Here is a 24,089-nt window from a genome sequence, read left to right as displayed (position 1 = left end):
ATAAAAGGCATTCAAACCGTTTCATGTTTGTAACAACAGAGCTAAGAACATTTAACGCGCGAGCTAAGAAGATTTTTTCATAAGAGATATGCGAAAAAAAACTTATGCGGTCTATCGAAACCAAGACATTGTTTCATTCAGGTAAATTTGGAAGCCGCTGGAGGACGCGGTTTTCAAGCGTCCGCAAGAGTTCCAGATTTTTTACAGCTAAGGACGCGGGATGAACAGGTAAAAGCGTAATTTGGCGACAATAATTTGGCATCGACTGATGGCCCAATTACATTACCTCTATCGCCGAAGGAGTAGCTGGAGAGCCCGATTCTCAGTGTTGAGACACTCGCTTTCCAGGCGCTGAGCCGCCACCCGCGACGTCATTGGCTGACAAGCCAATCGGTAAGGGGAGGCGTGCGCTCATGGCTAAGCTAATCGGTGTGGTCAGCAAGGTGGTTGGTCAGGTGTTTGCCGTTGCCGAGGACGGCACTCGCCGCCTGTTGATCGAAGGCGACCGCCTGTTCGCGGGCGAGCAGTTGCAGACCGGTGCCGCCGGTGCGGTAGCGGTGCACTTGCACAATGGTGCAGAGCTGACGCTGGGGCGCGACAGCAGCCTGCAGATGACCCCCGACCTGCTGGCCGGCCAGGCCCCTCACACCCAGACCCACGACGGCGCCCCCAGCGACGCGCAACTGAGCGATGTGGCGCGGATCCAGCAGGCGATTGCCGCCGGTGCCGACCCCAGCGACGTCGGCGAAGCCCCCGCCGCCGGGCCCAACGCGGGCAGCGCCCCGGGCGCGCTGGGCGGCGGGCACAGTTTTGTCCTGCTTAGCGAGGTGGCGGCGCGGGTCGACCCGCAGGTGGGCTTCCCCACGGCCGGCTTCAATGGCATCCCCGATTTGGTCGAGCGTGAAGTTGGCGATCTGCGTGACCACAGCCGCGGGCTGCCCGGGGCCGGCGGCGAGATCACCGGCCCGGACAGCGGCCTGCAACCTGATCAGCCGACGCCGCCGGTGGACACCAAGCCGCCGGTCGATCCCAACCCACCTGTGGACCCCAACCCACCAGTAACGCCAATCGATGAAAACCACCCGGTCGAGTTGCACGGGCTGACGCTCGACCCCGGCGACCCTGGCCTTGACGAAGCCAACCTGCCCCTGGGCTCGGCAAGCAACCCGGCGGCCCTGACCCAGCACGGCAGCTTCACCGTGGTGGCCCCGGACGGCGTGTTCAACCTGAGTGTGGGCGGCATCAACGTGGTGACTGGCGGTGTGGTCACCGGTGTCGGCCACTCGATCACTACCGGCCTTGGCAATACCCTGACCATCCTTGGCTTCGACCCGGCGACCGGGGTGGTGACCTACAGCTACACCCTCACCGGCGCCGAGCAGCATCCCGATGGCGCAGGCACCAATGCGCTGAACGAGAACCTGCCGGTGATGGCCAGCGACCCCGACGGCGACGCCGCCCAGGGCACACTGGTGATCACCATCCGCGACGACGTACCCCGGGCAGTGGATGACAGCAACCCGGTGCCGGCCACCGAGCAGCATGTGGAGCTGACCGGCAATGTGCTGAGCAACGACATCCAGGGCGCCGACCGGGTGCCGGGCGGCCCGGTGATCGCCGGCACCTTCACCGGCACCTACGGCACGCTGGTGCTGGCCGCGGACGGTTCCTACACCTACACCCTCGATGTCAACGACCCGGACTTCAAGAACCTGGGCGGTGGCGGCCATGGGGTGGAAACCTTCACCTACACCATCAAGGACGCCGACGGCGACACCAGTAGCGCGACCCTGACCCTGAACATCAGCAACCTCGACGACCCCGTGCACCTCGACGGCCTCGATGCGCAGGGCGGCAGCCTCACCGTCTACGAAAAGAACCTGCACGACGGCAGCGCCCCCGATGCCAGCGCCCTGACCCAGCACGGCACGTTCAAGGTGACCGCAGCGGATGGCCTGCAGAGCCTGAGCGTGGGTGGCATCAGCGTGGTCAGCGGCGGCGTGGCGGCGGGCTTCCCGCAGTCGATCGTCACCGCCGAAGGCAACACCCTGACGATCACCGGCTATGACCCCGGCACGGGCGTGGTGAGCTACAGCTACACCCTGGTGGGCAACGAACAGCACCCTGCAGGCCAGGGCAGCAACAGCATCAGCGAGCAGTTCCAGGTGGTCGCCCAGGACATCGACGGCAGCATGGCCAATGGCAGCCTGCATGTGAGCATCGTCGATGACGTGCCGACGGCCAACAGCGACTACGTCAGCGTGGCCAAGGGCGATGTGGTGCGCGGCAACGTGATGTACAACGACGTGGTCGGCGCCGATACCCGCGGCGATGGCCACTACGTGGTCGGCGTGCGCGCAGGCAGCGATACGTCGTCCTCGGCGCAAGGGCAACTCAACATGCAGGTCAACGGCCAGTACGGCTACCTGACCATCGATGCCCAGGGCAACGCCGAGTACCACTCCAACCCCAACATCGCCTCGCCGCGCGATGCCCTCGACACCTTCGTCTACACCATCCGCGATGCCGATGGCGACGAGAGCACCACCACCATCACCATCAACGTGCACAACGGCCTGATGGCGTGTGAGGATCGTGATGTCACCGTGTACGAAAAAGCCCTGGACCTGCACAAGGATGGCAACGACCTGGCCGCCGGCACGGTCACCGGCAGTGACCCGAACTCCACCCAGGAAACCGCTTCCGGCTCGTTGGTCGGTTCGGCCAGTGGTGGTGTCGGCGCGCTGACCTACAGCCTGGTCGGCAATGCGACTGGCCAGTATGGGCAGATTCATCTGAATGCCGACGGCACCTACACCTATACCCTGACCTCGCCGGCGAATTCGCCGACCCATGCCAACGATGGGCCCAACACCGTCACCGAAACCTTCACCTACCAGGTGCAGGATTCGCTCGGCAACTCGACCACCAGCACCATCGTCATCACCATCGTCGACGATGTGCCCACGGCCAACAGCGACTACGTGAGCGTGGCCAAGGGCGATGTGGTGCGCGGCAACGTGATGTACAACGATGTGGTCGGCGCCGATGTGCGCAGCGACGGCCAGTATGTGGTAGGCGTGCGTGCCGGCAGCGACACCTCGACATCCGCCATCGGCCAGCTCAACACCCAGGTCAATGGCCAGTACGGCTACCTGACCATCGACGCCCAGGGCAACGCCGAGTACCACTCCAACCCCAACATCGCCTCGCCGCGCGATGCCCTCGACACCTTCGTCTACACCATCCGTGATGCCGATGGCGACGAGAGCACCACCACCATCACCATCAACGTGCACAACGGCCTGATGGCCTGCGTGGATCGCGACGTCACCGTATACGAGAACGCGCTGGACCTGCACAAGGATGGCAACGACCTGGCCGCCGGCAGCGTCACCGGCAGCAACCCGGATTCACCCCGCGAAACGGCCAGTGGCACGTTGGTGGGCTCGACCAGCGGCGGTGTCGGCGCACTGACTTACAGCCTGGTCGGCAATGCCGTGGGCCAATATGGGCAGATTCACCTGAATGCCGATGGCTCCTACACCTACACCCTGACCTCGCCGGCCAATTCCCCGACCCATGTCAACGACGGCCCGAACACCGTGACCGAAACCTTCACCTACCAGGTGCAGGATTCGCTCGGCAATTCGACCACCAGCAGCATCGTCATCACCATCGTCGACGATGTGCCTACGGCCCACTGCGACTACGCCAGCGTGGCCAAGGGCGATGTGGTGCGCGGCAACGTGATGCTCAACGACGTGGTCGGCGCCGATGTGCGCAGCGACGGCCAGTATGTGGTCGGCGTGCGTGCCGGCCATGACACCTCCACCTCGGCCATCGGCCAGCTCAACATGCAGGTCAACGGCCAGTACGGCTACCTGACCATCGACGCCCAGGGCAACGCCGAGTACCACTCCAACCCCAACATCAATTCGCCGCGCGATGCCGTCGACACCTTCGTCTACACCATCCGCGATGCCGATGGCGACGAGAGCACCGCCACCATCACCATCAACGTGCACACGGCACTGATGGCCTGCGAAGATCACGACGTCACCGTCTACGAGAAGGCGCTGGACCTGCACAAGGATGGCAACGACCTCGCGGCCGGCAGTGTCACGGGCAGCGACCCGAACTCCACCCAGGAGACCGCCTCCGGCACCCTGGTGGGCTCCACCAGCGGCGGCGTCGGTGCACTGACCTACAGCCTGGTCGGCAATGCCGTGGGGCAATACGGGCAGATTCACCTGAATGCCGACGGTTCCTACACCTACACCCTGACCTCGCCGGCCAATTCCCCGACCCATGCCAACGATGGGCCCAACACGGTCACCGAAACCTTCACCTACCAGGTGCAGGACTCGCAGGGCAACTCGACCACCAGCAGCATCGTCATCACCATCGTCGACGACGTGCCCACGGCCAACAGCGACTACGTCAGCGTCGGCAAGGGTGATGTGGTGCGCGGCAACGTGATGCTCAACGACGTGGTCGGCGTCGATGTGCGCAGCGACGGCCAGTACGTGGTCGGCGTGCGTGCCGGCAGCGATACCTCGACGTCTGCCATCGGCCAGCTCAACACCCAGGTGCACGGCCAGTACGGCTACCTGACCATCGACGCCCAGGGTAACGCCGAGTACCACTCCAACCCCGATGCCGTGGCGCCCAGGGATGCGCTCGACACCTTCGTCTACACCATCCGCGACGCCGATGGCGACGAGAGCACCACCACCGTCACCATCAACGTGCACACCCATTCGCTGCAGCCTTGCACCGACGGTGGGGTCAAGGTGTACGAAAGCGCGCTGGACCTGAACAAGGACGGCAACGACCTGGCCGCCGGCACCGTCACCGGCAGCGACCCGAGCTCTACGCGCGAGACTGCCAATGGCAGCCTGGTGGGGCAGGTTGCCGGCGGCGTGGGCGCCTTGACCTACACCTTGGTCGGCAACGCCGTAGGCCATTACGGCCAGATGCACCTGAACGCAGACGGCTCCTACACCTACACCCTGACGTCGCCGGCCAATTCGCCGGTGCATGCCAACGACGGTGCGAATACGGTGACGGAATCCTTTACCTACCGGGTGGAAGACACCGTAGGCAACTGGACCACCAGCACCGTGACCATCACCATCGTCGACGACGTGCCGCAGGCCCACTGCGACTTCGTCAGCGTGGGCAAGGGTGACGTGGTGCGCGGCAACGTGATGTACAACGACGTGGTCGGCGCCGACACCCTGAGCGATGGTGCCTATGTGGTCGGCGTGCGTGCCGGCCATGACACCTCCACCTCGGCCATCGGCCAGCTGGGCACGCAGGTGTATGGGCAGTACGGCTACCTGACCATCGATGCCCAGGGCAATGCCGAGTACCACTCCAACCCCAATGCCGTGGCGCCGCGCGATGCACTCGACAGCTTCGTCTACACCCTCCGCGACGCCGACGGCGACGAGAGCACGGCGACCGTTACCGTCAACGTCCACGACCACTCGCTGAACCCTTGTGGCGACGGTGGTGTGGCGGTGTACGAGAAAGCTCTGGACCTGAACCAGGATGGCCACGACCTGGCGCCCGGCAGCGTCACCGGCAGCCAGCCATGCTCGACTGCGGAAACCGCTTCCGGCAGCCTGGTCGGGCAGGTCGGCGGTGGTGTCGGGGCGCTAACCTACACCCTGGTCGGCAATGCCGTCGGCCAGTATGGGCAGATTCACCTGAATGCCGATGGTTCCTACACCTACACGCTGACGTCGCCGGCCAATTCGCCGGTGCATGCCAACGACGGTGCGAATACGGTGACGGAATCCTTCACCTACCGGGTGGAGGACACGGTCGGCAACTGGACCACCAGCACCGTCAACATCACCATCGTCGACGATGTGCCCCAGGCCCACTGCGACTACGTGAGCGTCGCCAAGGGCGAGGAGGTCAGCGGCAATGTGCTGGCCAACGATGTGATCGGTGCCGATGTGCCAAGCGACTGTGGGTACGTGGTCGGTGTGCGCGCCGGTGGCGATACCTCCACCTCGGCCATCGGCCAGCTGGGTACTCACGTGTACGGCCAATACGGCTACCTGACCCTGGATGCCCGGGGCAATGCGGTCTACCACTCCGACCCCAACGTCGCCGCGCCGCGCGATGCGGTCGACAAGTTCGTCTACACCCTCCGCGATGGCGACGGCGACGAGAGCACCACGACCATCACCATCAACGTGCATGACAACTCGATCGCCGAATGTGGTGATGGCTACGGCCGCGGCCTGGAGACGCGGATGGTGGACCGCGGTGCGTTCAGCTTCGATGCCGGCAGCATGACGGCGGCGCTGGTGGTGCTGGGCTACCTGGGCGCGATGGGCAGCGCCCAGGCCAGCAGCGAGGAGGTGCTGAACGTCAGCCTGCACAAGGGCGAAACCCTGCAGCTGAACCACCAGCCGCAGGATGGCAACCTGGTGATGGAATGGAAGGATGCCGGGGGCAGCTACCAGGCCATCGCCGCCGGCGACAGCATCACGGCCAGCCACGACGGGGTGTACAGCATTCACCTGAGCAACCCGGTGAATGATGGCAAGGCAGGGGAGAGCTACAAGCTGAGCCTGGTGCTCGACCAGGCCAATGCCCAGCAGCCGGCCGCTCACGATATGGGAGCCGACAGCCATGCGGCTGCGGGCCTTTCCAACCTGATGGATGTTGCCTCACTGGAAGCTCACGGGGCTGTTGGCCAGGTTGAGCATGACACGGCCAATTTCGTCCAGGCCAAGGGCGCGGTCACCATCGACCTCAGCCATGAAGGTGCCCAGGACACCGGCGGTGCCGGCCTGCAGACCTTCAATGGCATCCACAACCTGGTCGGTTCCGACTATGGCGACACCTTGATCGGTGACAGCGGCGACAACGTGCTCAATGGCGGCAAGGGCAACGATGTGCTCAAGGGCGGCGATGGCAACGACATCCTGATCGGTGGGCCGGGCAACGACACCCTGACCGGCGGCAACGGCAACGACACCTTCGTCTGGCAGAAAGGTGACAGCGGCCACGACACGGTCACTGACTTCACCCCGGGCAGCGACAAGCTGGACCTGTCGCAGCTGCTGCAAAGCGAGCATGCCACGGCGGCCACGCTGGATGACTACTTGCACTTCAAGGTCAGCGGCACCGGCACCAATGTGGTGTCGACCATCGAGGTTGCCAGTGCACCGGGCGCGGCGCCGGTGCAGACCATCGACCTGGCGGGGGTCGATCTGGCCCAGCATTACGGGGTGACAGCGGGGGCGGGCGGGGTGATATCGGCGGGGCATGATACGGCGACGATCATCAACGGCATGCTCAATGATCATTCGTTGAAGGTGGACACCGTGTGAGCTGATCAGCCAGGCCTGCGCAAGGTCTTCTGCCTGAGGATGTACAGGCTCACCAGCACCGCGCTGGTGAGCATGAAGGCCCGCGCCCAGAACAGCGGCACCAGGTAGCACGACAGGCCGATGCTCGCCCACATCAGGCCGATGGCGTAGACCTTGCCCTTGAGCGGGATACCTTCGCCACTGAGGTAGTCACCAATCCACGGCCCGAGCTTCGGGTGATTGACCAGCCAATGGTGAAAGCGTGGCGAGCTGCGGGCGAAGCAGGCGGCCGCCAGCAGCAGGAAAGGGGTGGTGGGCAACACCGGCAGGAAGATCCCCAACACCCCCAGCGCGACGCTGAGCCAGCCGATGGCCAGCAACAGGTAGCGCACGGCGGGCTCAGTGGTGGCGTGGCTTGAGCAGCGCCGGCTTCTCTTCAGGGGCGTGCAGCAGCAGGAACAGCGCGCTCAGCGCCTCCGGAATCTGCACGATCATGTCGTCCTGCAAGTTGGCGTTGCTGGCGATGTCGGCGAACTCTGGCTGTTCGTCGAACAGGCCCGAACCGACCATGATCGGCAGCAGCATCTCGCTGACTTCCTCTTCGGCGTTCTCGAACCAGGCTTCCTCGCGCAGGAACACGCCTTCCATGAAACCGATGCACCAGCCGCGCAGGTCGGAATCGTCCGGTTCTTCGGTCAGGTCCAGCTCGCAGGGCAGGTCGAATTCTTCGTCGCTGGCGAGCTGGCGGGCGATGTGGCCCTTGAGCGCTACCAGGGTCGCTTCGATTTCGGTGCGCTGGGCATCGCTGGCGTAATGGGGCTCTTCGGCGAACAGCGCGTCGATCCATTCACGCTCGGGGACGTCTTCCGAGCAGATCGACAGCGCGGTCAGGTAGCCGTGGGCGGCGACGTAGTCCAGCGCTTCTTCGTGCAGCTCATCGGCGTCGAGGAAGGCTTGCAGGCGGGTCAGTTGCTCGGCGAAGGACATTACAGGGCTACCTTGGGGAATAAACGATAGTGAATTCTAGCACCTTGCGGCGACGGCGGTGCAAAGGGAACGTCTGTCACCCGGGCATCCTGCGCCAAGCGGCTCTGCGGTATACTCCGCGATTTTCATGCAGGGGCAGGGTTTCCCGGCCATCTGGCAAAAGCCGCTTACGCATTTGGCGTGTGCGGAGCGGTTTTTTCGTCCAGCCTGTGTCCAGGATGGTACGGCGATTTGGAGTTGCACATGCTCGAACAGGCTCAGCGCGTTCTCAAGGATATCTTCGGCTACGACAGTTTCCGTGGGCGCCAGGCAGCGATTATCGAATGCGTGGCCAGCGGCGGCGACGCCCTGGTGCTGATGCCTACCGGTGGCGGCAAGTCGCTGTGCTTCCAGGTGCCGGGGTTGCTGCGCCCGGGGCTGACCGTGGTGGTCTCGCCGCTGATCGCGCTGATGGACGACCAGGTCGCCACCCTCGACGAGCTGGGCGTTGCCGCCGCGGCGCTGAACTCGACCCTGAGCGCCGAACAGCAGCGCGACCTGGCCGCCCGCCTGCGCCGTGGCGAGGTGAAGATGCTGTACCTGGCGCCGGAGCGCCTGGTGCAGCCGCGCATGCTGGAGTTCCTGCGCGGGCTGGACATCGCCCTGTTCGCCATCGACGAGGCCCACTGCGTGTCGCAATGGGGCCACGACTTCCGCCCTGAATACCTGCAGCTCGGCCAACTGGCCGTGCTGTTCCCGCATGTGCCGCGCATCGCCCTGACCGCCACCGCCGACATGCGTACCCGCGAAGAAATCGTCCAGCGCCTGCACCTGCAGGGCGCCGAGCGTTTCCTGTCGAGCTTCGACCGGCCGAACATCTTCTACCGCATCGTGCCCAAGGAGGCGCCGCGCAAGCAGTTGATGGCCTTCCTCGGCGAGCGCCGTGGCAACGCCGGCATCGTCTATTGCCTATCGCGCAAGAAGGTCGACGAGACCGCGGCCTTCCTTTGCGAGCAGGGCTTCCCGGCGCTGCCGTATCACGCCGGCCTGGCCGCCGAAACGCGGGCCGCCAACCAGCACCGCTTCCTCAACGAGGAAGGGCTGATCATGGTCGCGACCATTGCCTTCGGCATGGGCATCGACAAGCCCAACGTGCGCTTCGTCGCCCACCTCGACCTGCCCAAGTCGCTGGAAGCCTATTACCAGGAAACCGGCCGCGCCGGCCGTGACGGCCTGCCGTCCGACGCCTGGATGGCCTACGGCCTGCAGGACATGGTGATGCTCAAGCAGATGCTGCAGAACTCCGAGGGCGACGAGCGCCACAAGCGCGTCGAGCAGCACAAGCTCGACGCCATGCTGGCACTGTGCGAAGAGACGCGTTGCCGGCGCCAGTCGCTACTGGCCTATTTCGACGAAGTGCTCGAGCAACCCTGCGGGCATTGCGACAACTGCGTCGACCAGGTCCAGACCTGGGACGCCACCGAGCCTGCGCGCCAGGCCCTGTCGGCGGTGTTCCGCACCGGCCAGCGCTATGGCGTGGGCCACCTGGTCGATGTGCTGCTGGGCAAGGACACCGAAAAGGTGCGCAACTTCGGCCACGAGAAGCTTTCGGTATTCGGCGTGGGCAAGTCGCTGGCCGAGGCCGAATGGCGTTCGCTGTTCCGCCAGCTGGTGGCGCGCGGCCTGGTGGACATCGACCTGGAAGGCTACGGCGGCCTGCGCCTGGCCGACAGCTGCCGGCCGCTGCTGCGTGGCGAGGTGGCCCTGCAGCTGCGTCGCGACCTCAAGCCGCAGACCGTGGCCAAGACCTCTTCCAGCGGCGGCAGCCCGGCCAGCCAGCTGGTGCGCGCCGAGGAACGCGAACTGTGGGAAGCCCTGCGCACCTTGCGCCGCAAGCTGGCCGAGGAGCACAGCGTGCCGCCCTACGTCATCTTCCCCGACTCCACCTTGCTGGAGATGCTGCGCAGCCAGCCGACCAGCCTCAGCGACATGGCCCAGGTCAGTGGCGTGGGTGCGCGCAAGCTGGAGCGCTACGGCCAGGCCTTCCTCGAAGTGCTCAATGGCGCCGGTGGCACCGAGGAGGCGCCGAAAGTGGTGCTCGACCTGCGCCACGAACTGGTCAGCCTGGCCCGTGCCGGCATGACCCCGGCGCAGATCGCCGGCCAGCTCAACTGCAGCGAGAAGAACGTCTACAGCCTGCTGGCCGAAGCCATTGGCCGCCAGGAGCTGAGCCTGGACCAGGCACTGGACCTGCCGGAAGACCTGATGATGGAGGTGCAGGACGCCTTCCTCGACGGCGAAGGGGAGCTGCCGCCGGTATCGGCGATTGCCCCGTTGTTCGGCGCGCGGGTTCCAGAAGGCGTGCTGTACTGCATTCGCGCAGCATTGGCAGCGGAGTTCGAGCTGTAATTGAAGACATTTCGGACATCTGCTGACCTTTGTCATCCTTTTTGACGAATAGGGATCGTTTGCGCGGCGGGCAGCCTTGCTTGATGCCACGGGACATGGTTAGCTGACTAATAATTAGTTCTAGTTCATGAGTTGCTTATGCCCCTGACCGACAACCAACACCGCTTCGGCATGCAGCTGGCCCAGATGTCCCGGGGCTGGCGCGCCGAGCTGGACCGCCGCCTGGCCGGGCTCAACCTGTCCCAGGCGCGCTGGCTGGTGTTGTTGCATCTTGCCCGTTTCGAAGAGGCGCCGACCCAGCGTGAGCTGGCCCAGAGCGTCGGCGTCGAAGGCCCGACCCTGGCGCGCCTGCTCGACAGCCTGGAGAACCAGGGCCTGGTGCGACGCCAGGCGGTGATGGAAGACCGCCGGGCCAAGAAGATCCTCCTGTGCCCGCCGGCCAAGCCGTTGATCGAGCAGATCGAGACCATCGCCAATGCCTTGCGCCTGGAGCTGTTTACCGGGGTGGATGAGGCGGACCTCGAAGTGTGCATGCGCGTGCATGCGAAGATTCTGGCCAACCTGGAAAAATCCTGAATTACCGAGGGCGCCCACAAGGTTTGCAGCAAACCCTGTGGGAGCCGGCTTGCCGGCGATTGCGGCCTAGAAGGTATGCCCCAGGTTCAGGTACACCGCCTGCTCATGCGCACTGTTGGCGCCATAACTCAGGTTCAGCGGCCCCAACGGCGTCTCCAGCCCCAGGAAGACGCTGGCTGCATTGATATACCCACTGTCGAACTCATTGTCGTTGTTCCACGCCCGCCCGCGCTCCAGCGACCCGCCGATGTACAGCGGGAAGTCCAGCGGCAGGTAGGCCCGTGGCGTCAGGCGCCGGTAATAGACCATGCGCAGCAGGCTCACGTTCTGCCCTGACACCGAGTCCTGCCTGAACCCCGACAGCTCACGCGCGCCGCCAATCACGAAGCTCGAAGTGACCACTTCGGTGGCATCCAGCGTGCGCCCGTAGCGCCCGCCCAGCACCCAGGTGTTCGGCCCGTAGCTGAACGCCTTGTCCAGGTTGAGCAGCCACTGGCGGTAGTTGTCGTCGGAGTCCAGCGACTTGTCGTACTTGCGCAAGGTCAGGCCGATGTCTTCGCCGCTGTGCGGGAAGTACACGTTGTCGAGGGTGTCGAACGAGTACTTGAGCTCGTAGAAGCCCTCGTTGAAGCTGACTTTCGGCAGATCCTGGTCGCCGATGCGCACCTCGGCCTCCCCCCAGGCCTTGCCCGCGCCCAGGCGCACTTCGCCGTAGGTGCCGATCTGCCGGCCCAGGTTGAGGCCAAAGCCATAGCGCTCCAGCCGGTATTCGGCGACCGGGTCGTTGTCCAGGGTCGCTTCGATGTTCTGCGAGCTGAAGTCCAGGTAGGGCGCGATGAAATAGCGCGAGCCCACGTCCAGCGGCTGGTAGAACTCGCTGTACAGCTCCTGCTGGTCACCGATCTGCGCGCGCGTGAGCCACTCGGCGCCGAGCCGGTTGATGCCGTTGACCCGGTAGCTGGCGCCGAGGTTGAAGGCGCTGTCGCCGCGCAGGTCATCCGACAGGTTCAGGCCCAGGCGCAGGTAGTCGGTGCCGCCACGTTTGCCGCGGGCGTTGATCACCAGGGTGTTGTCCTCGCCCTTGTGCACCACGCGGTACTGCACCCGGTCGAAGTAGTCCAGGCCATACAGGGTACCCATGTCGGTCTGCAGGCGGTCGAGCTCCAGCGGCTCGCCGATCGGCTGGCGAATGTAGTAGCGGATCACATCGTCGCTGACCTTGGAGTCGTTTTCCACCCGGATCGCGGTAATCACCGGGGTGCGCTGGCGCGGTGAGCGGGCCACTGCCAGCTCGGCATCGCCCTCGGGTTGGCGCAGCGCAGCCAGGCGCGGCTCGAGCAGGCGCGCTGCGCGGTAGCCGGCGTCGATCATGTCCTGGGCGCGGCCGAAATCGGTGACGCCAAAGGCCGCCAGCTGCGGTTGGATCAGGATATCGTCGCGGTGCAGGCTGGCCAGTTGTTCCTCGGAGTTGCGCCGGGTCATCAGGGTGATCGACTGGTTGAGCACATCGACCACCGTGGCCAGTTGCTTGCGATCGCGCAACGGGGTGCCGATATCGACCACGATGGCCAGGTCGACGCCCATCTCGCGGGCCACGTCCACCGGGATGTTGTCGACCATGCCGCCGTCCACCAGCAGCCGGCCGTCCAGTTCGACCGGGGCGAACACCGCGGGGATCGACATGCTGGCGCGGATCACCTGGGGCAGGTGGCCGCGGCTGAACACCACCTTTTCGCCGCTGGCGATGTCGGTGGCCACGGCGCGAAAGGGGATCGGCAGCTTGTCGAAGTCGCGGGTGTCGGCGGTGTGGGCCAGCTTGCTTTCCAGCAGCAGCGCCAGGTTCTGGCCCTGGATCACGCCCAGCGGCAGGCCCAGGCTGCCGTCATCGCGAAAGCTCAGCTTCTGCTTGACCAGAAAGTCGCGGTCATCCTGCTTGCGCCGGAACGGCACATCCTTGCGTGGCGGGGCGTCGGACAGCGCCTGTTGCCAGTCCAGGGTGGTGGCGAGCTTTTCCAGCTCCTCGACGCTGTAGCCGGAGGCATACAGCCCGCCAACCACTGCACCCATGCTGGTGCCGGCGATGGCGTCGATGCGCACGCCCTGTTCTTCCAGGGCCTTGAGCACGCCAATATGGGCCAGGCCCCGCGCCGCGCCGCCGGAGAGCACCAGCCCGACCTTGGGGCGGGCGGGCTCGGCGGCGAGCGCGGTCATGGAGGTGAGCGTCAGCAAAAGGCAGAACAGCAGGCGGTGCATCGTGAGTCTCAAACCCTGGGCCAAAGACCGCTAGTATAAGCGGCCCCATACCTCAGGAGACTTGGCCATGGCCGATAGCAAGCCAGAAATTGTCATCACCTATTGCACCCAGTGCCAGTGGCTGCTGCGCGCGGCCTGGCTGGCCCAGGAACTGCTGAGCACCTTTGCCGACGACCTTGGCCGGGTGGCCCTGGAGCCTGGCACCGGCGGTGTGTTTCGCATCACCTGCCAAGGCGTGCAGATCTGGGAGCGCAAGGCCGACGGCGGCTTCCCCGAGGCCAAGGTGCTCAAGCAGCGGGTGCGTGACCAGATCGACCCTCAGCGCGACCTGGGCCACAACGACCGCTGATCAGGCGCCTTCGGCCAGGGCCCGCGGTTTGCTCGGCGGCTCGGCCGCCAGGCGGCTGGACAGCACGATGGCGAAGATGATCAAAGCCCCACCCGCCAGCATGCGCAGGGTGGGCGTTTCGGCGAACACCACCCAGGCCACGGCGATGCCATAGACCGGCTCCATGCCGAACACCACGGCGGCGGTGCGCGCCTTGATCACAGCCAGGCTGGCGACGAACAGGCTGTGGGCGACTCCGGTGCAGAAGATGCCGAGCAGGCCGATCCACAGCCAGTCCATGGGCGCCACCGCCGCCAGGCCCGGCGCGGCCACCGGCAGCAGGCACAGGCCGACCACCAGGTTTTGCCACAGCGCCGCCTGCACCGCGGGCAGGCGGCCGGAGCCGGCGCGGTTGGTCAGTGACAGCAGCGAGAACAGCAAGCCCGAGAGCAGGGCCCAGAGCAGGCCGCCGGTAGCCTCGCTGGCCAGGTCGAAGGAGGGCGTCACCAGCACCAGGCCGATGCTCACCAGCAGTACCAGCAAGGCTTCGTTGCGGCGGATGCGTTCGCGAAACAGCACGCCTTCGAGAATCACGGTGAACGCCGGGAAGCTGGCGAAGCCGAGGGTGGCGATGGCCACGCCGGCGACCTTGACGGCGATGAAGAAGCTGACCCAGTGGCCGGCCAGCAATACCCCGCCCAGCAACAGGCGGCGCATGTCGCGCCCGCTCAGGCGCTGCCAGCCGGGGCCGGTGAAGCTGGCGAACAGGGCCAGGGCAAGCACGGCGAAGGCGGCGCGGCCGAAGACGATGATGGCCGGGCTGGCGCTGGCGGCGAGCTTGCCGAACACGCCGGTCAGGCCGAAGAACAGTGCGCCGATGTGCAGGGCCCCGAGGGCGGTGCGGTGGTTCATGGTGGTCCTTGCGATCTTCGTTGGAGTTGCGGGCCCTATCGCCGGCAAGCCGGCTCCCACAGGTACAGTCTGCTAAGCATCTGTGGGAGCCGGCTTGCCGGCGATAGGGCCGGTACAGGCACAGTGTAAAAGCTCAGGCAAACAACATCTGTCGCCAACCTAGCGCCCGTTGTCGCCAGACTCTCGCCGCAACGCCAGCGGCGTGCAGCCGAATGCCCGCAGCATCGCCGCCGAAAACGCGCTCTGCGAGCCGTACCCCACCTGCGCGGCGATCTCCCCCAGCGGCAGCGCCGTGCCGGTGACCAGCTCCCGCGCCTTGAGCAACCGCCGCTGGCGAATGTAGTCCATCGGCGTTACCCCGCATTCGGCGCTGAAGCGCGCATGCAGCCGCGCAGTGGACAGCCCGGCGATGCGCGCCAGGTCAGCGACCTGCAGGGGGTACGCCGCCTGCTGCTCGATGTAGCGGTCGAACGCGGCATAGGGCAGGCGCTGGCTGGGCGTGACAATGGCCGAAGCCGTGGGGCTGAGGCTGGCCAGCAGCAGCACTGCACCCTGCCGGGCAATCAAGGGGTCGTCGACCGGGCTGTTGGCCAGCCAATCCACCAGTTGCTGCTGGCGGTTGTCCAGGCCCAGGGCCGCAGGGCGGTCGAGCAGGCGCCGGCTGGCATCGGCGTGCTCACCCAGTTGCTCGAGCAGCCAATGCTCGCCCGGCACATCGAGCACCAGGCAGTGGCTGCCGGTTTCGCTGCCGCAGCTGTGATGGGTGCCGGCGGGCACCACCATCAGGCGCTGGCGGTCGAGCCGCGCCTCATGGCCCTGCACTTCGAAGTCCAGGCGGCCACCCAGGCCGAACACCAGTTGCGGGTGTTCGTGGCTGTGGGCGATCAGGTCGTGGCGGTAGTGGCGCAGGGAAAGTATCGGGCCGGCGGTCATGGGGCGTCCTCGCGGGGCAGGCGACCATTGTGCCCCAATCCTCACGCCCCATCACCCGTCACATGGCTGCCACCAACCTGTCATCTGCGCCTGCCAGTCTCCAGCAAACAGCGCCGGAGCCCGCCCATGACCCACGCCGAACTCTCCCGCCCCTCGCGCAAGCAGCGCGTGCGCACGTTGTGGATTTCCGATGTGCACCTGGGCACCCGCGACTGCCAGGCCGAGCACCTGTCGCAGTTTCTCAAGGGCTACCAGGCCGACCGCATCTACCTGGTCGGCGACATCATCGACGGCTGGAAACTGCGCGGCGGCATCTTCTGGCCGCAAGCGCACACCAACGTCATCCGCAGGCTTTTGACCATGAGCAAGCGCGGCACCGAGGTGATCTACGTCACCGGCAACCATGACGAATTCCTGCGCCGCTATTCCAAGCTGATTCTGGGCAACATCCAGCTGGTGGACGAGGCCGAGCACCTCACGGCCGATGGCCGGCGGCTGCTGGTGATCCATGGCGATCAGTTCGATGTCATCACCCGCTACCACCGCTGGCTGGCCTTTCTTGGCGACCGCGCCTACGAATTCACCCTGGTGCTCAACCGCTGGCTCAACCATTGGCGAGCGCGCTACGGCTATGGCTACTGGTCGCTGTCGGCGTACCTCAAGCACAAGGTCAAGGGTGCGGTGAACTTCATCAGCGATTTCGAGGATGCCATTGCCCACGAATGTACCCGCCGCGGCTTTCAGGGGGTGGTGTGCGGGCATATCCACCATGCCGAAATCCGCAAGGTCGGCGAGGTGGAGTACCTCAACTGTGGCGATTGGGTGGAGTCGTGCACGGCGCTGATCGAGCACTGGGACGGTAGCATCGAGTTGTACCGGCTGGCCGATGCCCAGGCGCGGCTGGCCGAGCAGGCCGCCGCGCTGCGTGAGCCTGCCTGAGGCGCGCTAGAGGCTGATCCTGCCCAGCAGGATGTCGCGGAACATGGCGAAATCGCCGATCAGGCTGTACAGCGGATGCTTGAAGGTGGCCGGCCGGTTCTTCTCGAAGAAGAAGTGCCCGACCCAGGCAAATCCATAGCCGAACAGCGGCACGGCGAGCAGCAGCAGCCACTTGCCGCTGCCGATGGTATAGGCCAGCAGGGCAATGACCAGGCTGGTGCCGACGAAGTGCAGGCGCCGGCAGGTGGGGTTGCTGTGCTCGCCCAGGTAATAGGGATAGAACTCGGCAAAACTGCGGTACTGCGCGCTGCTGTTCATCGCAATGCTCCGGGATTATCACTTTTTGACAGGATACACGGCGTGGAGCCTGAATCGAGTCTAGAGTCACTGGCGGAGCCGGCCAGTGACAATGGGCGCCAAATGAGTATCCTTAGGTTCACCGCATGATGCGGTCAGAGCATAAGAAGCCTGTCATGAGTGAGAGAACCACGTCAGCCAGCTGGGCATCAGGGATCGTCAAGGCACTCGAGCTGGAAGGGCTCGATTGCCGTGCCATGTTCAAGCAGCTAGGGCTCGACTTTGCCGCCCTCGACGACCCCGACGCACGGTTTCCGCAAGACTCCATGACCCGCCTGTGGCAGTTGGCGGTGGAGTTGTCCGGCAATGAAGCCATCGGCCTGAATATGGCGCGGGTGGTGCGGCCGGCCTCGTTCCATGTGGTGGGCTATGCGCTGATGTCCAGCCGCACCCTGGCCGAAGGCTTCGAGCGGCTGGTGCGCTACCAGCGCATCATTGCCGAAAGCTCCGACCTGAGCTTTCGCCTGGGGCCTGAAGGCTACTCGCTGATTCTTACCGTGCATGGCGACCACCTGCCGCCGACCCGGCACAGCTCGGAGGCCTCGCTGGCGTGTGCGCTGGCCCTGAGCAAGTGGCTCAGCGGCCGCCCCATTCAGCCCCGGCGGGTGCTGATCCAGGGCCCGCAACCGAAAAACATCGAGCCTTACAAGGTAGCGTTCCATTCACCTCTGGTGTTCGGCGCCGTTCATGATGCGCTGATCTTCGAACGCGCCGACATGGAAGCGCCGCTGCCCACGGCCAACGAAGCCATGGCGGTGCTGCACGATCGCTTTGCCGGCGAGTACCTGGCGCGGTTTTCCGAAAGCCGGGTCACCCACCGCGTGCGCCAGGTACTGTGCCGCATCCTGCCCCAGGGCGAGCCCAAGCGTGAAACCCTGGCTCAGGCCCTGCACCTGTCCCAGCGCACCTTGCAGCGGCGCCTGCAGGAGGAGGGCACGAGCTTCCAGGCGCTGCTGGATGACACCCGCCGCGAGCTTGCCGAGCAATACCTCGCGCAACCGGGCATGACCCTGCTGGAAACCGCCTACCTGCTGGGCTTTGCCGACCCCAGCAACTTCTACCGGGCCTTCCGCCGCTGGTTCGATGTGACCCCCAGCGAGTACCGCGCGCGCCTGGGCGGGGCGGAAGCGGTGGTGCTCAATGACGCCAGAACGCCGGCATACATAACACCAGCACGGTGATGATCTCCAGGCGCCCGAGCAGCATGCCGCTGGCCAGGATCCACTTGGCCGCGTCCGGCAGCGAGGCATAGTTGCCGGACGGGCCGATCACCTCGCCCAGGCCCGGGCCCACGCCCGAAACGGTGCCGGCGGCGCCGGTCAGTGCGGTCATCCAGTCCACGCCCAGCAGCGACAGCAGCAAGGCCATGACGCAAATGGTGATGGCGAAGAAGAACGAGAAGGTCAGGATCGAACGCACGATCTCTTCGTCGAGGCGGTGGCCGTTGTACTTCTGCTTGATCACCGCGCGCGGGTGAATCAACTGGTTCAAGCTGGCCTTGAGCAGGATGTAGGCCACTTGGAAGCGGAAGATCTTGATGCCGCCGGCAGTTGAGCCGGAGCAGCCGCCAACGAAGCCCAGGTAGAAGAACAGCATCAGCGAGAAGTTGCCCCACAGGCTGTAGTCGCCCAGGGCGAAGCCGGTGGTGGTGACCACCGAGGTCACGTTCAGCGCCACGTGGCGCAAGGCATCCAGCCAGTGCAGGTTGGTGGTTGCCCAGTACCAGGTGCCCAGCACCAGCCAGGTGACCACCAGCAGGCCAAGCAGCCCTTGCACCTGCTGGTCGCGGATCAGTGCCTTGCGGTTGCCGCGCAGGGTGGCCACATACAGGGTGAACGGCAGGCTGCCGAGGATCATGACCACCACCGCCACCCAGTGCACCGCCGGGATGTCCCATTTGGCCAGGGACTGGTCCGAGGTCGAGAAGCCGCCGGTGGAGATCGCCGACATGGCATGGTTGATGGCATCGAACGGGCTCATGCCGGCCCACCAGAAGGCCAGGGCGCCGAGCACCGAAAAACCGACGTACACCCCGACGATCGACTTGGCGACCATGTGCGAACGGGGCATGACCTTTTCCGAGCGGTCCGACGATTCGGTCTGGAACAGGCGCATGCCACCGATGCGCAGCAGCGGCAGGATCGCCACCGCCATGGCGATGAAGCCGATGCCGCCGAGCCAGTGCAGCATCGAGCGCCACATGAGGATGCCCGGCGACATGCTGTCGAGCCCGCTGAGCACGGTGGCGCCGGTGGCGGTGATGCCGGACATGCTTTCGAAGAAGGCGTCGGTGTAGCTGATGTGCTGGGTCAACAGGAACGGCAGGGCGGCGAACACGCACACCACCAGCCAGCTGCTGACGGTAAGCAGGTACATGTCGCGCGGGCGCAGGTGCACATGCTCGGGGCGGCCCTGCAGGACCATGGCCAGGCCGGCGATGAAGGTGATCAGGCTCGACCAGAGGAACGACGGCATGTCGCCGGTGCGCTCGAAGATCACCAGGGTCGCCATGGGTACGACCATGCTGACTGCCAGGGTGATGAGGAAGATGCCGATGATGAAACCAATGATCCTTAAGGTCGGCAACGCCATGTGATCTGCTCTGACTCTGAACGGAAGGGCGCCATTCTACCTATGGGTCTGGTGATGTAAACGCTAGAATGGCCGCACATTTACCTGCCAGGAGGGTAGCCGATGGAGGCTCTCGACGCATTGCTCAACCGTGTTTCCGTGCCACGCCTGACTGAACCGGCGCCCAATGCCGCCCAGCGCGAGGCGCTGTTTCAGGCCGCACTGCGCGCGCCCGACCATGGCCAGCTGCGGCCGTGGCGCTTCCTGACCATCGAAGGCCAGGGCCGCGAGCAACTCGGGGAGCTGTTCGCCCAGGCGCTGCAAAACAAGGGCGAGGCCAGCCAGGCTGCGCTGGACAAGGCACGTGCGATGCCGTTGCGTGCGCCGTTGCTGATCGTGGTGATCGCCAAGCTGCAGGACCACTTCAAGGTGCCCAAGTCGGAGCAGCGCCTGGCAGCGGGCTGCGCGGCGCATGGCATCCTCATCGCCGCCCATGCCCAGGGCATCGGCGCGGTATGGCGTACCGGCGACATGGCCTTCGATGCCTTTGTGCACAAGGGCCTGGGCATGGCCGAGAACGAGGAAGTGATCGGTTATCTGTATGTCGGCACGCCGATGGCCGAGCCGCGCACCGCGCCGGTGCTGGAAACTGCAGAGTTCGTCAGCGCCTGGGGCGAGTGATGCATGCGGCCGCTGCGCGGCCCATCGTCGGCAAGCCGGCTCCCACATGGCCAGCGTTGTACCTGTGGGAGCCAGCTTGCCGACGATGGGCTGCGCAGCAGCCGCCACTAGCCATCAAATGGTCGTAACCGTCACAGGCAACTCCAGCCGGGCAACAAACCCACCCTGTGGATGATTGGCCAGCACCAGGCTACCGCCATGGCGCTCCGCCGCCTTGCGCGCAATCGCCAGCCCCAGGCCATGCCCCGCCGCTTCCTGCCCCGGGGCGCGGAAGAACGGCTCACCCAACTGCGCCAGGTGCTCCGCCGCCACCCCCGGCCCATGGTCACGCACGCTCACCACGATCCGGCCTTCCTCGCGCCCGGCGCGAATCTCGATCGGCTGCCCGGCAGGGTTGAAGCGCAAGGCATTGCGCAGCAGGTTGTCCAGCGCGCGCTCGATCAGCGTCGGCCAGCCCTGCAAGGTCAAGCCCGGCTGGGCCTCGAGCTTCACCTCCTGCTCCGGCGCGCTGAGCTGGGCATCCTTGCGCACGCTGCCGAGCAAGGCGTTGAGGTCGACAGGTTCGGCATGGGCCTGTTCGGCATCGACCCGGGCCAGGGTCAGAATCTCGCTGATCAGGTCTTCCAGGCGGTCGCACTCACGGGTCAGGCGCGGCCACAGCGCCTGGCGTTGCTCGGCCTCGGCCCGTTCGGCCAGGGCCAGGGCGATACGCAGGCGGGCCAGGGGCGAGCGCAATTCGTGGGACACGTCGCGCAGCAACTGGCGCTGGCTGCCGATCAGGCTCTGCAGGCGGGCGCCCATCTTGTTGAAGTCCTTGGCCAGCACGCCGAACTCGTCACGCCGGGCGGCCAGGCGCGCCAGGCTGTTCTGCTGGTACGTGGCCTGGCCCAGGTCGTGCACGGCGCCGCGCAGGCGGCTCAGGGGGCGGGTGATGGACAAGGTCACCAGCAGGCTGAACAGGGTCAGGACCACCAGCGCGATGCCCAGCGCACTCAGCGGCCAGAGCAGGCTTTCGCGGTGCCAGGCGTCCAGTTCGGGGTGGGGGATGCGGTAGATCAGCAGGTAGGTTTCACCGCTCTCGGGGCTGGTGTATTCCTCGGTCAGGCGGCGCCACGGCAGGCGGCGCTGGTCATTGTGCTGGCGCGCCTCGAAGGCTGCCGCGCGGCGCGGGAAGGTGCCGGGCACAATGGCCGCGCCGCCGTCGTCGAGCACCTGCACGTCGATCTTGTAGCGCTCCTTGCGCCGCTCCAGGAATGCCTGGGACGCCTCCACGCCCTCTTGTTCGTAGTGCTTGGCCCAATGGCTGGCCAGGGTATTGAGGCCCGGGTGGCGGCTGAGGATCCAGGCGTCCTGGTTGAGCATGTGGCCGAGCAGGATCGACAGGCCGGCAACCAGGGTGATGGCCAGCCAGAAGCTCGCCAGGATGCGCCAGAACAGAGAACGCAAGAGCACCTCCTGTAAACGGGAAAAGCCCGGCCCGCTGGGGAGGCGGGCCGGGCATCGGGGAAGGACAGCTTACTGGGCCTTGCCGGCTTTTTCAGCTTTCCAGGCCTGGAATTCCTTCCATTCGGCCTTGCGTGCTTCACGCGCTTTCTGCAGTTCGTCGAACTTCTTCTGCTGGTCGGGCTTGAGCAGCGCGCGGACCTGGGTGTCGGTCTTGTCGTGGCTGGCCTTGAGCTCGTCCTTCATGGCTTTCTGGTCGGCGGCTGGCAGCTTGGCCAGGTAGCGCTCGGTGATGTCGCGGCGGTCTTTCATCTGCTCGCCCATCAGCTTGCCGATCTGCTGGCGCTGGTCGCGGCTCAGGTCCAGCTGGGCGAAAGGCGCATCACCGCGGTGATGCGGGCCGTCGTGGCGCGGGCCGCCTTCAGGCATGGCCATGGCCACGGTCGGCAGGGCGGCGGCGAACATCAGGGCGATAAGGGTCTTGCGCATGGTGTCTCTCCTTTCCAAGGTCGGTGGTTACCGGATGAGCCCAGTCTAGGGAGATCAAGGTCAGGCGCAGTCAGGGGAGGGTAAAGGCTCGGTAAAGATCGACGGCCTGGGCCAATCAGAGGCTGTAGTAATAGCCGCGGCTGCGCAGGGCGACGATGCGCGGGCGGCCATCGGCATGCGGGCCGATCTTCTTGCGCAGGTTGCTCACGTGCATGTCCAGGCTGCGATCGTACAGGGTCAGCTTGCGGCCCAGGCCGATCTGCGCCAGTTCCTGCTTGTCTAGCGGCTCGCCGGGTTGGCGCAGCAGGGCTTCGAGGATACGGCTCTCGGACAGGGTCAGGCTCATTTCGCGGCCATCGATGCTGACCACGCCACGGACCGGGCTGAAGGCCAGGTCGCCGATCTCCACTTGCGTGGTGGTGGCGGTCGGGTGGCTGCGGCGCAGCACGGCGCGCAGGCGTGCGGTGAGCTCACGAGGGTCGCAGGGCTTGGCCAGGTAATCGTCGGCGCCCAGTTCCAGGCCGAGGATGCGGTCCAGCGGCTCGCCGCGGGCGGAGAGCATCAGCACCGGCAGTTCGGCATGCTCGCTGCGCAGCTGCTTGAGCAATTCCAGGCCGCTGCCGTCGGGCAGCATCACGTCCAGTACCACGGCTGCCGGCGCATGTTCGGCCAGCGCCTGGCGCGCGCTCTGGCCGTCGTGGCAGGCGCGAACGGCAAAACCTTCCTGGGTCAGCCAGCTGCCGAGCAGCTCGCAGAGTTCCTGGTCATCATCAATCAGTAACAGCTCGCTCATGACTCACTCAATTCAAATCGACGGCGTCTGACGTGTCCGCCAGTGGCAAAGATACAGCAGACGCCGCAAATTTTATCGATTACGGCAAGACTTGCTTGAAAGGCTTGACGATCACCTTGTCGTAAACGCCTGCGGCGATGTACGGGTCGGCATCGGCCCAGGCCTGGGCGGCGGCGAGCGAATCGAATTCGGCGACGATCAGGCTGCCGCTGAAGCCGGCTTCACCGGGGTCGTTGCTGTCGATGGCCGGGTGCGGGCCGGCCAACACCACGCGGCCTTCGGCCTTGAGCTGTTGCAGGCGCTCGATGTGCGCCGGGCGCGCGGCCAGGCGTTTTTCCAGGGAGTTCGCGACGTCGCTGGCGATGATGGCGTAGAGCATGTCAATCCTTGGTCTTGGAGGTGGAGGGGTCGTCGTGCAGGTGGCGCGACAGGTACACGCCTTGCGCCACCAGGAAGATCACGGTCATGCCCAGGCTGCCGAACACCTTGAAGTCGACCCAGAAGGCCTGGAAGGTGAAGGCGACGAACAGGTTGGCGGCGCCGCAGAAGATGAAGAACACGATCCACGCCAGGTTCAGGCGCGTCCATACCGCATCGGGCAGGGTCAGGGCGTGGCCCATGATGCGCTTGATCAGCACCCGGTCGCCGATGAAGTGGCTGCCGGCAAAGCCCAGGGCGAACAGCCAGTTGACCACCGGCGCCTTCCACTTGAGGAAGGTTTCGCTGTGGAAGGTCAGGGTCAGGCCGCCGAACACCAGGCAGGCGACGAGCGTCAGCCACTGGCCCTTTTCCAGCTTGCGCTGGCGCAGGAACAGCGCGCCGTACACCACCAGCGAACTGATGATCAGCATCGCCGTGGCGCTGTAGATGCCGCCGAACTCGAAGCTGTGGCCGGCCACGTCGAGGGGCCGTGGGTCGAGCTTGTAGACGATGAAGAACAGCAGCAGCGGGATGAAATCGATGAATTGTTTCACAATGGCAGCCAGAATCGGGATGTGACGGCATAATAACAAACATCGATTCCAGCGAAAGCGCTCCTCCATGAATGTTGATCTGCACTGTCACAGCACGGCCTCCGACGGCGCCCTGTCGCCCACGG

19 protein-coding genes are annotated in these 24,089 nt (G+C 65.4%); 7 read left to right on the top strand and 12 right to left on the bottom strand.

Annotated features, from left to right (window positions below):
* Positions 1 to 413 precede the first annotated feature (413 nt).
* Positions 414 to 7,361, top strand: coding sequence for a retention module-containing protein (locus B3E94_RS20545; protein WP_286914939.1), 6,948 nt, complete (start codon positions 414 to 416; stop codon positions 7,359 to 7,361).
* Positions 7,362 to 7,366: 5 nt separating this feature from the next.
* Here B3E94_RS20545 and B3E94_RS20540 read toward each other — a convergent pair whose 3' ends face one another.
* Together B3E94_RS20540 and B3E94_RS20535 are read right to left on the bottom strand one after the other, a co-directional pair.
* Complete coding sequence (locus B3E94_RS20540; RefSeq protein WP_176511336.1) at positions 7,367 to 7,732, bottom strand: YbaN family protein; 366 nt, start codon at positions 7,730 to 7,732, stop codon at positions 7,367 to 7,369.
* Between the two features lie 7 nt (positions 7,733 to 7,739).
* On the bottom strand, positions 7,740 to 8,327 hold the full coding sequence (locus B3E94_RS20535; protein WP_176511335.1) for a YecA family protein: 588 nt from the start codon (positions 8,325 to 8,327) through the stop codon (positions 7,740 to 7,742).
* Positions 8,328 to 8,570: 243 nt separating this feature from the next.
* Here B3E94_RS20535 and recQ point away from each other — a divergent pair, with 243 nt between their 5' ends.
* A complete protein-coding gene (gene recQ, locus B3E94_RS20530) occupies positions 8,571 to 10,715 on the top strand; it encodes a DNA helicase RecQ (RefSeq protein ID WP_286914938.1) in 2,145 nt (714 codons plus the stop codon).
* Positions 10,716 to 10,853: 138 nt separating this feature from the next.
* A complete protein-coding gene (locus tag B3E94_RS20525) occupies positions 10,854 to 11,291 on the top strand; it encodes a MarR family transcriptional regulator (protein ID WP_176511333.1) in 438 nt (145 codons plus the stop codon).
* A 66-nt stretch (positions 11,292 to 11,357) separates the two neighbouring features.
* Here B3E94_RS20525 and B3E94_RS20520 read toward each other — a convergent pair whose 3' ends face one another.
* Entirely contained in the window at positions 11,358 to 13,544 is a 2,187-nt protein-coding gene (locus B3E94_RS20520) for a patatin-like phospholipase family protein (protein WP_236238386.1), read from the bottom strand.
* Positions 13,545 to 13,611: 67 nt separating this feature from the next.
* Between B3E94_RS20520 and B3E94_RS20515 the strand changes: the two genes are divergently transcribed.
* On the top strand, positions 13,612 to 13,893 hold the full coding sequence (locus B3E94_RS20515; protein ID WP_236238387.1) for a SelT/SelW/SelH family protein: 282 nt from the start codon (positions 13,612 to 13,614) through the stop codon (positions 13,891 to 13,893).
* Here B3E94_RS20515 and B3E94_RS20510 read toward each other — a convergent pair whose 3' ends face one another.
* Entirely contained in the window at positions 13,894 to 14,784 is an 891-nt protein-coding gene (locus B3E94_RS20510) for a DMT family transporter (RefSeq protein ID WP_286914936.1), read from the bottom strand.
* Positions 14,785 to 14,943: 159 nt separating this feature from the next.
* A complete protein-coding gene (locus tag B3E94_RS20505) occupies positions 14,944 to 15,717 on the bottom strand; it encodes a helix-turn-helix domain-containing protein (protein ID WP_286914935.1) in 774 nt (257 codons plus the stop codon).
* A 126-nt stretch (positions 15,718 to 15,843) separates the two neighbouring features.
* On the opposite strand from B3E94_RS20505, the gene B3E94_RS20500 reads away from it, so the two are divergent.
* Entirely contained in the window at positions 15,844 to 16,656 is an 813-nt protein-coding gene (locus tag B3E94_RS20500; protein ID WP_236238390.1) for a UDP-2,3-diacylglucosamine diphosphatase, read from the top strand.
* 6 nt (positions 16,657 to 16,662) lie between these two features.
* Here B3E94_RS20500 and B3E94_RS20495 read toward each other — a convergent pair whose 3' ends face one another.
* Positions 16,663 to 16,974 (bottom strand): DUF962 domain-containing protein, encoded by a 312-nt coding sequence (locus B3E94_RS20495; protein ID WP_286914934.1) that lies wholly within the window; start codon positions 16,972 to 16,974, stop codon positions 16,663 to 16,665.
* Positions 16,975 to 17,129: 155 nt separating this feature from the next.
* Between B3E94_RS20495 and B3E94_RS20490 the strand changes: the two genes are divergently transcribed.
* Positions 17,130 to 18,194: an AraC family transcriptional regulator gene (locus B3E94_RS20490; protein WP_286914933.1), complete on the top strand. Its 1,065-nt coding sequence runs from the start codon at positions 17,130 to 17,132 to the stop codon at positions 18,192 to 18,194.
* Here the strand turns inward: B3E94_RS20490 and B3E94_RS20485 are convergent.
* Positions 18,151 to 19,605: a TrkH family potassium uptake protein gene (locus B3E94_RS20485; RefSeq protein WP_176511325.1), complete on the bottom strand. Its 1,455-nt coding sequence runs from the start codon at positions 19,603 to 19,605 to the stop codon at positions 18,151 to 18,153. The two genes, B3E94_RS20490 and B3E94_RS20485, sit on opposite strands and share 44 nt — an antisense overlap.
* Positions 19,606 to 19,707: 102 nt before the next feature.
* On the opposite strand from B3E94_RS20485, the gene B3E94_RS20480 reads away from it, so the two are divergent.
* Positions 19,708 to 20,265, top strand: a complete 558-nt coding sequence (locus B3E94_RS20480) for an NAD(P)H nitroreductase (RefSeq protein ID WP_286914932.1) — start codon at positions 19,708 to 19,710, stop codon at positions 20,263 to 20,265.
* Positions 20,266 to 20,379: 114 nt separating this feature from the next.
* Here B3E94_RS20480 and B3E94_RS20475 read toward each other — a convergent pair whose 3' ends face one another.
* From B3E94_RS20475 to B3E94_RS20455, 5 genes are all read right to left on the bottom strand, one after another.
* Positions 20,380 to 21,717 (bottom strand): sensor histidine kinase, encoded by a 1,338-nt coding sequence (locus tag B3E94_RS20475; RefSeq protein ID WP_286914931.1) that lies wholly within the window; start codon positions 21,715 to 21,717, stop codon positions 20,380 to 20,382.
* A gap of 63 nt (positions 21,718 to 21,780) precedes the next feature.
* The gene (locus B3E94_RS20470; RefSeq protein WP_176511322.1) at positions 21,781 to 22,197 is read right to left on the bottom strand and encodes a Spy/CpxP family protein refolding chaperone; all 417 of its coding nucleotides are present in this window, start codon (positions 22,195 to 22,197) and stop codon (positions 21,781 to 21,783) included.
* A gap of 115 nt (positions 22,198 to 22,312) precedes the next feature.
* Complete coding sequence (locus B3E94_RS20465) at positions 22,313 to 22,990, bottom strand: response regulator transcription factor (RefSeq protein ID WP_176511321.1); 678 nt, start codon at positions 22,988 to 22,990, stop codon at positions 22,313 to 22,315.
* Between the two features lie 79 nt (positions 22,991 to 23,069).
* Entirely contained in the window at positions 23,070 to 23,369 is a 300-nt protein-coding gene (locus B3E94_RS20460; protein WP_008091826.1) for a YciI family protein, read from the bottom strand.
* Position 23,370: 1 nt separating this feature from the next.
* Complete coding sequence (locus B3E94_RS20455; protein ID WP_219824845.1) at positions 23,371 to 23,964, bottom strand: septation protein A; 594 nt, start codon at positions 23,962 to 23,964, stop codon at positions 23,371 to 23,373.
* Positions 23,965 to 24,089 lie beyond the last annotated feature (125 nt).

This window comes from Pseudomonas sp. UBA6315, assembly GCF_002438125.1.
In the GTDB taxonomy this organism is placed as follows: domain Bacteria; phylum Pseudomonadota; class Gammaproteobacteria; order Pseudomonadales; family Pseudomonadaceae; genus Aquipseudomonas; species Aquipseudomonas faucium.
This window is presented reverse-complemented; position numbering and strand designations above follow the sequence as displayed.

Excerpts from the sequence above, each read along its gene's own strand:
- B3E94_RS20515 (WP_236238387.1), top strand. The coding sequence starts at position 13,612 with ATGGCCGATAGCAAGCCAGAAATTGTCATCACCTATTGCACCCAGTGC.
- B3E94_RS20500 (WP_236238390.1), top strand. The coding sequence starts at position 15,844 with ATGACCCACGCCGAACTCTCCCGCCCCTCGCGCAAGCAGCGCGTGCGC.
- B3E94_RS20480 (WP_286914932.1), top strand. The coding sequence starts at position 19,708 with ATGGAGGCTCTCGACGCATTGCTCAACCGTGTTTCCGTGCCACGCCTG.
- B3E94_RS20510 (WP_286914936.1), bottom strand. The coding sequence starts at position 14,784 with ATGAACCACCGCACCGCCCTCGGGGCCCTGCACATCGGCGCACTGTTC.
- recQ (WP_286914938.1), top strand. The coding sequence starts at position 8,571 with ATGCTCGAACAGGCTCAGCGCGTTCTCAAGGATATCTTCGGCTACGAC.
- B3E94_RS20545 (WP_286914939.1), top strand. The coding sequence starts at position 414 with ATGGCTAAGCTAATCGGTGTGGTCAGCAAGGTGGTTGGTCAGGTGTTT.
- B3E94_RS20520 (WP_236238386.1), bottom strand. The coding sequence starts at position 13,544 with ATGCACCGCCTGCTGTTCTGCCTTTTGCTGACGCTCACCTCCATGACC.
- B3E94_RS20485 (WP_176511325.1), bottom strand. The coding sequence starts at position 19,605 with ATGGCGTTGCCGACCTTAAGGATCATTGGTTTCATCATCGGCATCTTC.
- B3E94_RS20470 (WP_176511322.1), bottom strand. The coding sequence starts at position 22,197 with ATGCGCAAGACCCTTATCGCCCTGATGTTCGCCGCCGCCCTGCCGACC.
- B3E94_RS20495 (WP_286914934.1), bottom strand. The coding sequence starts at position 16,974 with ATGAACAGCAGCGCGCAGTACCGCAGTTTTGCCGAGTTCTATCCCTAT.
- B3E94_RS20525 (WP_176511333.1), top strand. The coding sequence starts at position 10,854 with ATGCCCCTGACCGACAACCAACACCGCTTCGGCATGCAGCTGGCCCAG.
- B3E94_RS20505 (WP_286914935.1), bottom strand. The coding sequence starts at position 15,717 with ATGACCGCCGGCCCGATACTTTCCCTGCGCCACTACCGCCACGACCTG.
- B3E94_RS20490 (WP_286914933.1), top strand. The coding sequence starts at position 17,130 with ATGAGTGAGAGAACCACGTCAGCCAGCTGGGCATCAGGGATCGTCAAG.
- B3E94_RS20535 (WP_176511335.1), bottom strand. The coding sequence starts at position 8,327 with ATGTCCTTCGCCGAGCAACTGACCCGCCTGCAAGCCTTCCTCGACGCC.
- B3E94_RS20460 (WP_008091826.1), bottom strand. The coding sequence starts at position 23,369 with ATGCTCTACGCCATCATCGCCAGCGACGTCGCGAACTCCCTGGAAAAA.
- B3E94_RS20465 (WP_176511321.1), bottom strand. The coding sequence starts at position 22,990 with ATGAGCGAGCTGTTACTGATTGATGATGACCAGGAACTCTGCGAGCTG.